This window comes from Alistipes putredinis DSM 17216 (assembly GCF_000154465.1).
In the GTDB taxonomy this organism is placed as follows: domain Bacteria; phylum Bacteroidota; class Bacteroidia; order Bacteroidales; family Rikenellaceae; genus Alistipes; species Alistipes putredinis.
Window position 1 is genome coordinate 524,105 of record NZ_DS499577.1, and the last position, 13,663, is coordinate 537,767.

A 13,663-nucleotide genomic window follows, 5' to 3' on the forward strand; every position below is an offset into this window, starting at 1 on the left:
AAAACACGAAGAGATATGTCAATGGTTTTCAAATTCCGAATGTTGAGCGATGAAAACGACCATTTCGTCCGCGACTACGAGGTGCCGTACGATATGACGCTGCTCGGGTTTCATGAGTTCATCACGCGTTCGCTTGGCTATGAAGAGGGGATGTCTTCGTTCTTCACGGCCGACAAGCAGTGGAACCGGTTGCGCGAATTCACGCTGATGGACATGGGAGATAATTCAGAGGACGCTCCTCTGCCGATGGCGGACATAACGCTCGGTCAGTTGATTCACAACAATCGCGACCGGCTGATCTACCAGTTCGACCTCATGGGCGACCGGGCGTACTACCTCGAACTGACCGAAGCCAAAAAGCCGGAGCAAGGGATGGAATATCCGCGCGTAGCTTTCGAGCACGCCCCGGCTCCCGATCAGTTCGATCCCGACGCCAATGAGTCGGAAGGCTCTATTTTCGAGGAGATGATGGGCGACTTCAGTTCGTTCGAAGGCGACGACAATTACAGCGACGATGACTGACAAGCGGCTCGTCGTTTTGGTCGGCGCAACGGGGTCGGGTAAAACGGATCTGAGCATTCGCCTGGCAAAGCATTACCGGGCGCCGATCCTTTCGACCGATTCCCGGCAAGTGTATAGGGGAATGCCGATCGGTACAGCACAGCCCACGAATGAACAATTAAAAGCCATTGAACACCATTTTATTGCCACACTCGACATACAGCAGGACTTCAACTGTGGGCAATACGAAGTGCAGGCGCTCGAACTGCTTCGGCAACTGTTCGTACGGCACGATACGGTAATCGCGGTCGGAGGATCGGGATTGTATGTGAAGGCTCTTTGCGAGGGGATGGACGACCTGCCGGAAGCCGACCCGGAATTGCGGAGAACACTCCGACAGCGACTTGCGAATGAAGGCCTCGAATCGCTGGGCGAAGAGTTGAAGCGGCTCGATCCGGTTTATTATGCGCAGGTCGATCGGAGCAATCCTGCACGTGTCGTGCGGGCATTGGAGGTATGTCTGCAAACCGGACGTCCCTATTCGGAACAGCGGACAAAGCCCCGACGCGAACGGAACTTCCGAATCCTTAAAATCGGAACCGACGTTCCCCGTGCCGAACTCTACGGGCGAATCGATCGCCGCGTGGACGAAATGCTGGCAGAAGGACTGGAGGTCGAAGCCCGTCGGCTCTATCCCTACAAACACCTGAACGCCCTGCAAACGGTAGGGTATAAGGAGTTGTTCGCCTACTTCGACGGACGATGCAGCCGCGACGAGGCAGTGGAGCTTATCAAACGAAACACGCGCCGCTACGCCAAACGGCAGCTCACCTGGTTCCGCCGCGACCCGGAAATCTTCTGGACCCCACCCGGCGACACTGATAAAATCATAGCATATATCGACGGGACGTTGTAAATCAGTAAATTTTTGTTACTTTTGTCCCGTCTTTTTCCGAAGACGGCTGCTCGGATGGTGGAATAGGTAGACACGCCGGACTTAAAATCCTGTGGCCAGCAATGGCCGTGCGGGTTCGATTCCCGCTCCGAGTACGGACCGACCGCTAATCGCAAGATTAGCGGTCGGTTTTATTTTCACAGACCACAATCTGACGTCATACAGAGAGCGATACGTTTTCGACCGGGTTTCAACTTTCAAACGATTGCCGACCGTACGATAAATTTTCGGACAACAACAACCTTGTTTTAACTTTTAATAAGGAAAAGCGATATACTACCAACCTATATCTACCGGGAAATAGATTTTAGCCCTTGCCATATTTATTTAGAAGCAAGAAATTTGCAATTAAAAATATTTAGCTATCTTTGCCACACAATCCGACAACCGATCATCCGATCGGTTTCATCACCCACTTAATATATCCAACATTTTATTCGGACAAATATGCAAGACCTTAAAGCACTTGAAGGCAAGAGTCTGGCTGAATTGCGTGAAATAGGTAAGGCACTGGGAATCCCTCACCTTATGATGAAAAAAAAGGACCTTATCGAAAAAATTCTGAATTTCACGCAGGACGGAGGCGTTGCGGATACCGAAACGCAACAAAGCCCCGCCGAAGCTCCCAAGAAAACCCGTCGGCCGCGTATTGCCAAGACGGAATCCGCTCAGGCCTCCGTCGAAATACGGGAGCAACCCGCCGCACAGACCACGACGACACCGACTCCCGCAGCGACAAAAGAGAGCGGTAAACGACGCGGCAGGCCCCCCCGTAAGGTGCAGGCCGCCCTTTCGGTGGCAGCCACCGATATACCCCAAACAGAGCTAATAAAAATCCCCCGGGAAGAAGAACCCGTCCGGGAAATACACGAAGAACAACCGCCGCTTCCCGCAACACGTCCGGCAGAGGAGGTCATTACCAAAGACGATTTTGCGGGAGAAATCGCCGGTGAAGGTGTTCTGGAGGTAATGCCGGACGGCTACGGGTTCCTGCGCTCGGCAGACTACAACTACTTGAACTCCCCGGACGACATCTACGTTTCTCCTTCACAGATCAAGCTCTTCGGACTGAAGGCGGGCGACACGGTGACCGGCACGATCCGCCCGCCCAAAGAGGGCGAGAAGTATTTCCCGCTGGTGCGCGTGACGGACATCAACGGACTGGAACCGGAGTACATCCGCGACCGCGTACAGTTCGAATTCATGACCCCGCTTTTCCCGAGCGAAAAATTCTGTCTCACGGGCAACGGCCACAACAACCTCTCGTGCCGCATCGTGGATCTCTTCTCGCCGATCGGCAAGGGGCAGCGTGCGCTGATCGTCGCCCAGCCCAAGACCGGTAAAACGGTGCTCATGCAGTCGATCGCCAACGCCATCGCCGACAATCATCCGGAAGTCTATATGATCGTACTGCTGATCGACGAGCGTCCGGAGGAGGTAACCGAAATGGCACGCAACGTAAAGGCCGAAGTCGTGGCTTCGACCTTCGACGAACAGGCTTCGCGTCACGTCAAGGTAGCCGAAATGGTGCTCGAAAAAGCCAAGCGCATGGTCGAATGCGGACACGACGTGGTGATATTCCTCGATTCGATCACTCGCCTGGCACGCGCCTACAACTCGGTGCAGCCCGCTTCGGGCAAGGTGCTCTCGGGCGGTGTGGATGCCAACGCGCTGCACAAACCGAAGCGTTTCTTCGGCGCGGCCCGCAACACGGAAGAGAAAGGCTCGCTGACAATCATCGCCACAGCCCTGATCGACACCGGTTCGAAGATGGACGAGGTGATCTTCGAAGAGTTCAAAGGCACGGGTAACATGGAGCTTCAGCTCGACCGCAAGCTGGCCAACAAGCGCATATATCCGGCCGTCGATGTAATCGCGTCGGGTACCCGCCGCGAAGACCTGCTGCTGTCGCGCGAAGTGATGAACCGCACGTGGATTCTGCGCAAGTATCTCTCGGACATGACCCCGGTGGAAGCGATGGAGTTCCTGCAAAAACAGATGAACCTCACGGACAACAACGAGGAGTTTCTCGCCACGATGAACCATTAAATCCTATAAAACTATGCTTCGGACGCTATTCATCTCGCTCTTATGCCTGCTGGGAACGACCAGGGCACAGGCTTGGGGACCAAAAGGGCACGACGTGGTCGCCTACATCGCCGAATGCAACCTCACGCCCGAGGCCGCAGAGAAAATCGACAAGATCCTCGGCGGAGCCTCGATGGTATATTGGGCCAACTGGCTCGACTCGGCAAGCCACACGCCGGAGTATGCCTACACCGCGACCTGGCATTATGCCAATGTCGATGAAGGTTTCACTTACGAGACCATGACGAAGAATCCGGACGGGGACATCGTCGAGGCCATCGACCGGATCGTGGCGGAACTCAAGGGCGGTCAGCTCGACCCGGCCCAGGAGCAACTCTACCTGAAAATGCTGGTACATCTGGTCGGCGACCTGCACCAGCCGATGCACACGGGACATTTGAGCGATCGGGGCGGCAACTCCGTTCCCGTACGGTTCTTCGGCCGGGAGAGCAATCTCCATGCAGTTTGGGACAGCTCCCTGCCCGAAGCGGCCCACAAGTGGAGCTATACGGAGTGGCAGAACCAACTCGACCGCCTGACAGAAGAAGAGGTTGCCCGGATTCAATCCGGCACACCGCTCGACTGGTTCGAGGAGAGCAATGCGATCTGTCGGGAGATATACGTTGCAACACCCGAAGGCAGCGATCTTTCCTACGACTACATCGCTAAGTATGCCCCGGTAATCGAGCGGCAGTTGCTGCGTGGAGGACACCGCCTGGCAGGTCTGCTGAACGAGATATACGGATAGCGCTCTTTTCCGTAAAAGGAAATCGCAAAAAAGCCGTCGCTATTCGAGCGACGGCTTTTTGGTTGAGCGAAATTTACTCTTCATAAAAAATTTCCAATATACTTGTTAATTCATTTTCTTGAAATTTATCGATCCGGGAAATATACTCGCCATCCATTTCGTAACGGTAAGTCGTAACCCCGTCTTCTCCATAGTCTATCTTGACCGGCAGGGTTTTGAATCGGTTTCCACCTGCGCCGAACAGATAAATCCGATCGAGATCAGTCTCGTCTATGAAATCGCTCATACCGAACAGGTCTATATTCAGATTGTTGAGCTGTACCGGGTCATTTTCGTAGATGGCATTCCCACCATACCACTCTTGAGAGCTTTCTTTTTCTTGCACTCGAACAAGACTGCCGTCGATAACGGTATAGACCGACTCGGCACTATATTCGCCACCGGGATTTTCAACCCATGTACTTTCAGCGATATATCCATTTTCATCGTAAGAGAATGTGTAGTCGGAAAGATAGACGCCTCCGCCGGGTATGCTGGTAATGGCGGTAGTTCGCCCGTCTGCTAATGCATATATTGACTGCGCTCCTTCCGGTTCTGTTACGACGATCCGATCCGGCGCATATTCTATGGTCGTTACTTCATCCTCGAAAGATTCGTCAGGAGCTCCTTCGAAATTATATTGCTGGTCCGTTTCCGTAATGGTTACGATACGTCCTTCGGCATCGTAAGTATAGCGTAATACAAAGGTCATATCCTCCTCCCACGTAACGCGAACATGCGAAATTCGGGTCGGCAGAATCGCCGGTTCCTCTTCGTCCCCGCCGGGAGTATTCGGCACTTCGGGAAAGTGAAGAACACCCAGTATCCATTCGCCGCCGTCTTGCTTCAACAAGATGTTCTGCTCGCCCGACACATCAGGGGCCGTGAAGGTCACGGTCGTAGCCGTTACGTCGGTTACTTCCGCCTGTACATCGGCGGCACGGGTTATGGCCCGTAGCCAGATTTCACTGTTTGCGGTAAATCCCTGTCCCTGAATCGTTACAGACGAGCCGGGTGATACAGGATTTTCCTCGCTCGATGCGGGTACGCTCACTTCAGTTACGGGGCACGGGAGATTATCACCGCCCTCTTCCTTGTCACAACCGCAGAACAACACCGCAGCCATGACGAAAAACAAAAACTTTCTCATAATACAATATTGATTCTTCCCGATACCCCGAAGAAGACAAACACTAAAGAAGTGTGGGTATCGTGACTTTGTTTTTAGTTGATAGGTTCTGGTAAACCGTGAGCATAAAAACAAGCAACAATCCCACACTGTACACGAATGCACAGAGCAAGGGCTTCGGCTTGTTCTCTGCTCGAAAAATTTACCAGATTCATCAACGAGAACAAACTCAAACACTTCTCATGTTCAAGCAAATATATGTCTGTCCGCCGAAACGGACGGGACAAAGATACCGATTTTTCCTGAAAAAGAAGTGTTCACCGCCTGAATTTAGGGATTGTTGCCGCAGACAAATTTACAGATTATTTGTGTCTTAAAAATACAGACAACTACTTCGTCAGTTCCTCGGCAAATGAATGATACGAAAAAACCGTACCTGCGGCAACTCGGTACGCAAGATGTTTTTATCTTTTAATCGGTTCCGCAAAAACCGCACTTTCTGAAAAAAGGGAAACGCTCCCCGTCACGGCAGGTCACAGGTCGTACAGAAACTCCATCACATCGACCGCATCCGGATAGTCCGAAAGTGTAGGCTGCTGTGATCGGCCGAAAGGAACCCGACGGCTGTGGTCGATACAGTCGGAAACCACGCACTGCAACTCCGCATCGTGTTCCCGAAGCCAAGCTGCGACCTGGGAGAGATCGTCGTATTCGACCACGGACACCTCACTCAAAGCCTGCGGAAATTCCGACTGGCGGATCAACAGCGCGAATCCCAAATCAAAAAACGGATCGCCACACATTTCACGCAGGGCCTTGCGCTGACGATAATTATTCAAGTATTTGGGGTTCATTCGTCGAGAAGCAAAACGAAGAGAAATACCTCGAGGTACGAAAATCAGAGAAACGTTCCGACATCCCAGGCCCGAATAGGAGAAGATATCGTCGGACAAAGCCTCCAGTTGCCCGGACGTTTCCCGCCCGTTCAAGACCGCGACCGAATGGCGATTACCGCGCAAAAGAGTTTTGACCCCGGCATACAGGCTGCGAAAATACCGGTTGGCATTATCGCTGCCGGTGGCGATCACGGCATCGAAAGGTGTGGTCCCGTCATACACTGCCACCGGGATATCCGGCTCAATCTTTTTCAGTTGGTCGATGACGAAACTCATCAACACCGCATCTTTGCTCGACATTTTCACCAGGCAGCGATGTCCGGCCGTAACGACACACAACAAATCGAAAAAGCCGACCAGCGGAATATTGCCGGCCATGACGACCAGAACGGTGCGGGACGGCAGGGTAGCGGGGCGCTCGTAGCACGCCAGCCAATGCTCGATCTTATCGCGCGATAGGAACTCCTCGCGGATCGACCGCACGGCATCGACAATCTCTTCCGGCTCGAACCAATCGTTCTTCTGGCAGGCCCGGACGATCACCTCGCGGCTCGCAGCATCCTGTCCGAACGAAGAGAGGCGTGCATCCAATTCCACCCATATATCTACGGGAGTTTTCATCGATACAAAGATAGTATAAGTCGCGAGCAAAAACAAGTTTGCCTGAATCATACTGCAGCCTTGACAAAGAGAGGCAGAAATTTGGTTTATCGAATTTTTTCGTTACCTTTGCTCCCGCATTTGCGGAAATAGCTCAGTTGGTAGAGCACAACCTTGCCAAGGTTGGGGTCGCGAGTTCGAGTCTCGTTTTCCGCTCTTAATAAACGAGTGATAATCAATGAATTATCGCTCGTTTTTCTTTTTGCGGGTGCGAAATAAAACTCTCCATAATGCCTTTTTCGCGCCGTTTTCCGAAGAATGTTTTACCATTTGTTTAACCATGTTTTACGGCGGTAAAACACCACCCGCGTCTGTCTGCATAATGCCGCAACATTATGAGTGTCAGCATCAATGCCATTTGCAGAAAAGACCGCATCAATCAAAACCGCACCACGAACATCTACCTGCGTTTTACCGTCAATCGCCGCAGCCGCTATGTAAGTACGGGAATCAATATCCCTGCCGACGATTGGGATTTCGACACCCAAACGCTTAAAACGCAGAATCCTGCCGTTCAGCTACGGATTTACGAGCAAATCGAGAAATACGACAAGCGCATCAAACGGCTTGAAGCGTTGGAGGTCCCCGTAACGCTGGACAACGTGCTGGAAACCGACGGACGGAGGGTCTATTGCACGATAGCCGAATATTTCCGTCGCACGATTGCACAGTTGGAATCAGTCGGTAAAATCGGCTCGACATCAAAACACAAGGTCACGTTTTCACTCCTGCAACAATTCCGCTCGACCAACATCCGTTTCGACGAAATTACGGTCGGCTACCTGCGTGATTTCGAACTGTTCCTAATGAAAAAGGGGAACAAAAGCAATTCGATAGCCACGAAATTCAGCGTTCTGAAAGCCGTCTATAATAAGGCTCTTGCCGAGGGGATTTTCACCACGCCGCACAGTCCGTTTCTGCAATTCAAAATCGGACGGTTGTGGACAGCCACCCGCAAACGTGCTATCCGCAAGGAGGATGTGCAACGGCTGATGCAGGCGGAGATACCCGCCGACGGTTCAGCCTATTTGGATTTCGCACGGGACATTTTCCTGTTTTCCTACCTCTCGGCAGGCATCAATTTTAAGGACATCGCCACCCTGCGTTACTGCGATATGGACGAGGAAAGAATCTACTATGCCCGCCACAAAACCAGCAAGGAGATGACCTGCCACCTCTCGGAACAGTCGAAAGCGATTATCGGCAAATACGCCAAATCCGACCATGCGGACGATGATTATATTTTCCCGATACTCGACCGCCGCATACACAAGACCGAGCAACAGATTTACGACCGAGTGCGCAAGGTGCTGAAACACGTGAACAAGGCCCTGCACGAGTGGAGCCGATTATTGGGGCTGAAAATCGAACTGACTACCTATGTCGCTCGGCACACGTTCGCAACGGTCTTGAAGCGGTCGGGAGTGAATATTGCCATCATTTCCGAATCGCTCGGCCATTCCGATTTATCGACTACCCAAATCTATTTGGATTCTTTCGAGAATAGCCAAATCGACGCGGCAATGCAGAACTTGTTGTGAACGAAAAAGGGCACTCCGACGAATATACGGAGTGTCCTTTTTTTCAACGACAGCAGGCTGAAATTAGGCAACAGTCGCGTGTTCGGGAAGACGCTTTATATCTTCCGACAGAAATCTGTCCGCATCTTCGGGCGAGAAGCGTTTCCCGTAAAGTTGCACATCAGCCCCTAATGTGCGGGATACACCGTCTTTCAGCACCTTTTTCATCGTGGCACTACCGAGGAACACAATATGTTCCGCTACATATTCAGGCTTCAAGCCCAAGATTTCGCACTCGCGGCAATACCTGCGGCTGTCAAGCAGGATATTTACCTGCTCCATGAAATCAGCCCAAAACTTGTTCGCATCCGAGTAAGCCGCATTCATAAATTTGTTGATGCAGGCCAATTTTATTTCGTTATCCTTTTTCAGTTGGACATCGAAAACGGGCCGCGCCTGCGTCATTACCCGCCACATCGGGGGCGTAGTCGAACGGCGGCGGCGCGAGGTCTGCGCAGTCTGCTGTTCTTTCTGTTCGGCAACGGGAGCAGGCGTAGCGGTTGCGGCGTTTGCCGTGGTCTGCTCGTTTACGTTGTTTTTTCCAATAATAGTGTTCATAATCTTAAATACTCCTTTTACAGAGGGGCTTAAATTATGCTGCATCCCTTGCCCAAGCGTTTGCAGGTCGTCGGGTTTATCCCTTTCGACACTACAAAGATTTGACTTTTCGCACCCCAAACACGGGGAGTGAAATAAAGGGCGTTTTTACTCTCCCTCTGCAAATTACAGATAAACAGCGGAATAAGTTGCAGGCGTACGCCTTTTGTAGGACTTAATTATTCCTTTTATTGCTTCGTCGCCATATAAATAACTGTCATTACGGGTAAATTCATAGAGGTAACAGATACGCGAAATCAGCAACAGCCGATTCAATGAAACACTTTTATCGGGTTGCTTCGGGCGGTTGTCGCCCAATAAAGCGTTCAGCATATCCCGATACATCTCCACAGTCCGATAAATCCGAAACGACGTACTCGGATAGGTTTCGTCGAAATTACCCGTGTCAATCCCGTAATACTGAATCTTCCTGCCTTTGCATTCCCGTTCATAGGTTTCCCGCAACCAGTCCAAAATCCCACGCTTTATAACGGGCAGAACCTCGACTTTCTTTCTGTTCTTTTTAAGGGTTATTTCAATATCATCGTCCGTGAAATCCTCGCCTAACTCTTTGAACAGATTTTGCACCGCCTTATTCAAAGACGCGGGTTTCACAAGGCCGCAGTTCTTAAACGAGGTTTCGACATAATCGTAAATAAAGACCAGCGCAAACCAAAATTTCTCGACATCCAGCCCCAATCCCATAACCGTAGCGATTATATCGTCGTTAGCCAGATAATCCGACTTGGCAAAGGGCATCTTAATCTTCCCCGTACAGTAGCGATATTCAAACTGCGGTGTGCGGATTCCATACGTCTGTTCATCACATCCGCAGGCAATATCGACATACTCGCGCAACTCACGGCGCATCGGGTCGAAATCCCAATGCACAATCTTATCGTTTTCATCCATCAGTAAGGATTCATACATACTCTTACGGATGGCATCGGCTTCTTTCTCATTCATAAAATAGCGTTTTACACCCAAATTTACGGCTTTTTACGTGTACATCGCACTTATTTACCATGCAAAACCGCTATTAGCACCTAAAACACGTGTTCGAAAGGAATTTCAGAACAGCCGAACTATGTACCGAACCGCTAATAGTACTGAATTGCATGACACGAAAGGTGTTTTAGAACAACAGACTATGTAAAATACCCGCTAATACTACATTTTGCACATTAATTTCCCCGTCGAACACACTCCGCCACCCCGTAAACAGCCCTATAAGGCCATCTAAGACATAGATAAAAATGTTCGGATTAATTGCTGTCCGCCCTTTGTTCCCAATAAAAAAGGTGCTATCTTTATAATACGAAAAAGGAGTAGTCCTAATGTCGAGTCCGTCCATAATCGGGAGGTGTTTTTCAGCACCTCTTTTTCTTGTTTCCGAGTGTAATATTTTTTGATTCCGAAATGGACTATCTCTTTAATAATAACAATACAGGATTAAAAATAATTACAGATTTTATTTCACTAAAAACGAATTACTTATGCAAAACTGAACCATCGACGCACCCAAAGGTGCAAACTTTCTTCGGGACTTTATGACCGAAATTCCCGTGAATTGTCTTTTTAACAAGAAAAAGACGGGGTGCGGGGCTACCGAATTGGCAATCCGCAACTCCATTCCCACCCTTATCGCTATGCCTTACGTGGCATTGGTGAAGAACAAGACCGTCTGCCGCACCGACGATATAGAGGTGTTGGGCGTGTACGAAGACATTACCGAGGGGGACATCACGCAATTCGCCCGTACTCATTCCCCCTTAAAGATAGCCACGACTTACGACTCCCTGCCGCGCGTCGTTTCCGCTTTACAGAGCATCGGCATAGACCCCTACAAAGAGCTGTTCCTGCTGGTGGACGAGTGGCACGTGCTGTTCAACTCCTATTCGTTCCGACATAATGCCATTAAGAATTTACTTGCAGAAGCCGCTAAATTCGACAAGGCAACCTATATGACGGCAACACCCATAGAACGGGAATACATGTTGGAGGAACTGCGCCACCTGCCAACCTGCGAAATCGACTGACCCGACCTTACGGAGGTTAAGGTACGTTCGCGGCAGACCAACAAACCCGACAAATACATCGTGTCGGAGTGCGTCAAAGTCCTGCGCGACGAATTGCCCTACAACCTGCATATCTTCGTCAACAGCGTGGAATTTATCGCAAAGGTCATCGACACGCTCAAACTCGCTCCCGAAGCCGTCAAAGTGGTGTGCTCCACGAGCGGGGAGAGTAGGCAGGAGAACCAGCGCAAATTAGGCAATGCCTATCCCATCGGCCAGCCCTCCGACCCTGCGAAGAAAGTAAACTTCTACACCTCGACCTGCTTCGAGGGGTGCGACATCTTCGACCCCGACGGTGTTACATTCATCGTCAGCGACGGACGAAAGGCGCACACGCTGTTGGATATTTCAACGCTCTTTACGCAGATATGCGGACGCATCCGAGATTCCCGTTACAAGGCGCAAATCGTGCACGTCTATTCCACGACCAAATACAGCAAAGCCGTAACGCTCGACGAATTCGTCGCGGCTACCCAGCGGACGCTTGCAGACGCCGAAAGCTATGCCGCCGAGATAAACTCGCTGAGTGAAGCCACACGGGTTAAAACCTTATCGAAGATTCCTTATATCAACGAACAATATGTGCGGATAGTCGATAACCGCCTTGTCGTGGAAAAGAACCTCGCCAACATGGACATCGTGAATTTCAAAATCAGCCGACATATTTACGCAACCTATGTAAACCTTACCGACGAACTGCAACGAAACGGCTACAAGGTAACGGTGCAGACATACAGCAAAGTCGTGGAACACCTTGCGGCCAACCCGACAGCGCGGACTACTTTTCGGGAGTTGTTCGACGAATACTGCCGACTGAAAACAATGACCGAGCAATTTTTCGTGGTAGAAAGCCCCGCCGAACTATGCGCTGTAATAGAACAGCGGCATCCGCTGGTGAAGCAGGCTTACGACGAGTTGGGAACGGCCAAAGTGCAGGCGTTGAAATACCATGTAGGCAACATCCGCCGCGAGTTGGTAAAGGGGCTTTCAATCGGCGACGACTATAAAATCGTGAAGATGATAAACGACGCATTTCAGAAACAGACGCCGATTGCCAAGAACAAGGCCAAAGAACGCTTGCAGGAGATTTACGACACGCTGGGTCTGCAACGAAAAGCCAAAGCGACAGACCTTGCGCAATGATACGAGATAAAGGATGCGCCGACACGAATAGAGGGTAAACCGACCGCGTGTGTGACAATTATCAGGGACAAATTCGTGAGAAGATAGAGGGCGAGCCACGGCCCCGCGAAGCGGTGGCCGGGCTTCGCCCGACCACCTGCCGACGAACATCCCGCGCGGACAATCCCTATTTTTCACCCCTCCCCATTTTCGGATGGAAAACCGAATTTTTTACTTACTATTTAATAGGATTCCACATAAAACAGACCACCCCCTATTTATGCCCGAAACCATATAACAGCATAGAATTATCTGCATTATATAGAATCGGAAAGCTATTCTTACATGGAGATATGCCGCCCTGTTTAGTTGGCTATGAATGGAGTTATCTTTTTACAAGTAATGGGGAATAACTCTAAACTTTACAGACCATGAAAACATTAAATGAAAGGGCGACAGAAATTCTGCAAGCCTTGTTAGCCGTGCGGGCTTACAGAATCGACCACGGGAACGGAGTTTACACACGCTTACGTGCCGCAATGATTGGGCGCAATGGAAAGTACAACCTTATTTCGCTGGTAGAATACTACGAAGCTAAAGGTAAACTTGCGCAGAGTACAGAAATGAATTTTGCATTTGACACAAGTACAAAGCAGTTTATCCCGTACTATTACTGCAACAAAACTCTCCGCATTGAATCGCATAGTGCGTACCCGACAGAAAACGGAATGGAGAATTGCGCCGAGGAACGACAGGCTGACCACACAAATTTTGCAAACCGATGGCTAATACGCATGAACTCGCAACAACCGATTATATGAATGCGCAACGAATAGTACAGAATTGTGTTTTGAAGAATCAAAGCACGGTTATCGAGGAAATGATACGGGCAAACCTTATTTCCGAAGAATATCTTTATCCGTTCGTGGATGATGTCATGGAATGGTGGCTGATTGATTCTTGGCTGGCCGAACGACTGAAAGAGCAAGGCGAGGTTATCATCGAGGAATACGGTTGCTACTGGTGGGGCAGGCAATCCAGCGGACAGGCGATTTACATGGACGGCGTAATACAAGAAATCTGCGGGAACGATTAACCCAACTTACAACTAACAAAGTTTCGATTCCATACTCCCCACTATTGGATAGAAACTTTGTTTTTCAGAAATTTGATACGGCAACAATCCCGAAAAGCGGGATAAGGTCATTGCGATTTCAGAATATGTTTTTTACCTTTGTGGATGACATATTGAAATTTACGGAAGCGTAAG

13 protein-coding genes and 2 tRNA genes are annotated in these 13,663 nt (G+C 50.3%); 11 read left to right on the forward strand and 4 right to left on the reverse strand.

The genetic code is table 11. The features are described from left to right. Positions 1–15: 15 nt before the first annotated feature. The 5 genes from ALIPUT_RS02530 (at position 16) to ALIPUT_RS02550 (ending at position 4,292) form a co-directional block, all read left to right on the forward strand. Positions 16–522, forward strand: coding sequence for an IS1096 element passenger TnpR family protein (locus tag ALIPUT_RS02530; protein WP_022459724.1), 507 nt, complete (start codon positions 16–18; stop codon positions 520–522). After that, positions 515–1,417, forward strand: coding sequence for a tRNA (adenosine(37)-N6)-dimethylallyltransferase MiaA (gene miaA / locus ALIPUT_RS02535; protein ID WP_004328084.1), 903 nt, complete (start codon positions 515–517; stop codon positions 1,415–1,417). Before ALIPUT_RS02530 ends, miaA begins: the two co-directional genes overlap by 8 nt. 48 nt (positions 1,418–1,465) lie before the next feature. Then, positions 1,466–1,551: transfer RNA gene (locus ALIPUT_RS02540), tRNA-Leu, on the forward strand. A gap of 352 nt (positions 1,552–1,903) precedes the next feature. Beyond that, entirely contained in the window at positions 1,904–3,505 is a 1,602-nt protein-coding gene (rho, locus tag ALIPUT_RS02545) for a transcription termination factor Rho (RefSeq protein WP_004328085.1), read from the forward strand. Between the two features lie 13 nt (positions 3,506–3,518). Continuing rightward, a complete protein-coding gene (locus ALIPUT_RS02550) occupies positions 3,519–4,292 on the forward strand; it encodes a S1/P1 nuclease (RefSeq protein WP_004328086.1) in 774 nt (257 codons plus the stop codon). A 73-nt stretch (positions 4,293–4,365) separates the two neighbouring features. Here the strand turns inward: ALIPUT_RS02550 and ALIPUT_RS02555 are convergent, their stop codons facing one another. Together ALIPUT_RS02555 and ALIPUT_RS02560 are read right to left on the reverse strand one after the other, a co-directional pair. Then, the gene (locus ALIPUT_RS02555) at positions 4,366–5,481 is read right to left on the reverse strand and encodes a DUF4595 domain-containing protein (RefSeq protein ID WP_004328087.1); all 1,116 of its coding nucleotides are present in this window, start codon (positions 5,479–5,481) and stop codon (positions 4,366–4,368) included. Positions 5,482–5,993: 512 nt separating this feature from the next. Next, the gene (locus ALIPUT_RS02560; protein ID WP_040293371.1) at positions 5,994–6,977 is read right to left on the reverse strand and encodes an acyl-CoA reductase; all 984 of its coding nucleotides are present in this window, start codon (positions 6,975–6,977) and stop codon (positions 5,994–5,996) included. 122 nt (positions 6,978–7,099) lie between these two features. Here ALIPUT_RS02560 and ALIPUT_RS02565 point away from each other — a divergent pair. Both ALIPUT_RS02565 and ALIPUT_RS02570 read left to right on the forward strand, forming a co-directional pair. Then, positions 7,100–7,172 (forward strand) — tRNA-Gly (locus ALIPUT_RS02565). A 179-nt stretch (positions 7,173–7,351) separates the two neighbouring features. Further along, positions 7,352–8,557 carry a site-specific integrase gene (locus tag ALIPUT_RS02570; RefSeq protein WP_004328090.1) on the forward strand — a complete coding sequence of 402 codons (1,206 nt, stop codon included), beginning with the start codon at positions 7,352–7,354 and terminating at the stop codon, positions 8,555–8,557. A gap of 63 nt (positions 8,558–8,620) precedes the next feature. Here the strand turns inward: ALIPUT_RS02570 and ALIPUT_RS02575 are convergent, their stop codons facing one another. Next, on the reverse strand, positions 8,621–9,154 hold the full coding sequence (locus ALIPUT_RS02575; protein WP_231290532.1) for a hypothetical protein: 534 nt from the start codon (positions 9,152–9,154) through the stop codon (positions 8,621–8,623). Positions 9,155–9,319: 165 nt separating this feature from the next. Then, on the reverse strand, positions 9,320–10,159 hold the full coding sequence (locus tag ALIPUT_RS02580) for a hypothetical protein (protein WP_004328092.1): 840 nt from the start codon (positions 10,157–10,159) through the stop codon (positions 9,320–9,322). 584 nt (positions 10,160–10,743) lie between these two features. Between ALIPUT_RS02580 and ALIPUT_RS02590 the strand changes: the two genes are divergently transcribed. From ALIPUT_RS02590 to ALIPUT_RS02605, 4 genes are all read left to right on the forward strand, one after another. Further along, positions 10,744–11,232, forward strand: a complete 489-nt coding sequence (locus ALIPUT_RS02590; RefSeq protein ID WP_004328094.1) for a hypothetical protein — start codon at positions 10,744–10,746, stop codon at positions 11,230–11,232. Between the two features lie 60 nt (positions 11,233–11,292). Next, on the forward strand, positions 11,293–12,414 hold the full coding sequence (locus tag ALIPUT_RS02595) for a hypothetical protein (RefSeq protein ID WP_004328095.1): 1,122 nt from the start codon (positions 11,293–11,295) through the stop codon (positions 12,412–12,414). Between the two features lie 410 nt (positions 12,415–12,824). Next, entirely contained in the window at positions 12,825–13,214 is a 390-nt protein-coding gene (locus ALIPUT_RS02600; protein ID WP_004328096.1) for a DUF6908 domain-containing protein, read from the forward strand. Continuing rightward, positions 13,211–13,489, forward strand: a complete 279-nt coding sequence (locus ALIPUT_RS02605) for a hypothetical protein (RefSeq protein WP_004328097.1) — start codon at positions 13,211–13,213, stop codon at positions 13,487–13,489. Before ALIPUT_RS02600 ends, ALIPUT_RS02605 begins: the two co-directional genes overlap by 4 nt. Positions 13,490–13,663 lie beyond the last annotated feature (174 nt).

Bases quoted from the DNA above. Each gene is read 5' to 3' on its own strand.
- ALIPUT_RS02530 (WP_022459724.1), top strand. From the start codon at position 16: ATGTCAATGGTTTTCAAATTCCGAATGTTGAGCGATGAAAACGACCAT.
- miaA (WP_004328084.1), top strand. From the start codon at position 515: ATGACTGACAAGCGGCTCGTCGTTTTGGTCGGCGCAACGGGGTCGGGT.
- rho (WP_004328085.1), top strand. From the start codon at position 1,904: ATGCAAGACCTTAAAGCACTTGAAGGCAAGAGTCTGGCTGAATTGCGT.
- ALIPUT_RS02550 (WP_004328086.1), top strand. From the start codon at position 3,519: ATGCTTCGGACGCTATTCATCTCGCTCTTATGCCTGCTGGGAACGACC.
- ALIPUT_RS02555 (WP_004328087.1), bottom strand. From the start codon at position 5,481: ATGAGAAAGTTTTTGTTTTTCGTCATGGCTGCGGTGTTGTTCTGCGGT.
- ALIPUT_RS02560 (WP_040293371.1), bottom strand. From the start codon at position 6,977: ATGAAAACTCCCGTAGATATATGGGTGGAATTGGATGCACGCCTCTCT.
- ALIPUT_RS02570 (WP_004328090.1), top strand. From the start codon at position 7,352: ATGAGTGTCAGCATCAATGCCATTTGCAGAAAAGACCGCATCAATCAA.
- ALIPUT_RS02575 (WP_231290532.1), bottom strand. From the start codon at position 9,154: ATGAACACTATTATTGGAAAAAACAACGTAAACGAGCAGACCACGGCA.
- ALIPUT_RS02580 (WP_004328092.1), bottom strand. From the start codon at position 10,159: ATGAATGAGAAAGAAGCCGATGCCATCCGTAAGAGTATGTATGAATCC.
- ALIPUT_RS02590 (WP_004328094.1), top strand. From the start codon at position 10,744: ATGACCGAAATTCCCGTGAATTGTCTTTTTAACAAGAAAAAGACGGGG.
- ALIPUT_RS02600 (WP_004328096.1), top strand. From the start codon at position 12,825: ATGAAAACATTAAATGAAAGGGCGACAGAAATTCTGCAAGCCTTGTTA.
- ALIPUT_RS02605 (WP_004328097.1), top strand. From the start codon at position 13,211: ATGAATGCGCAACGAATAGTACAGAATTGTGTTTTGAAGAATCAAAGC.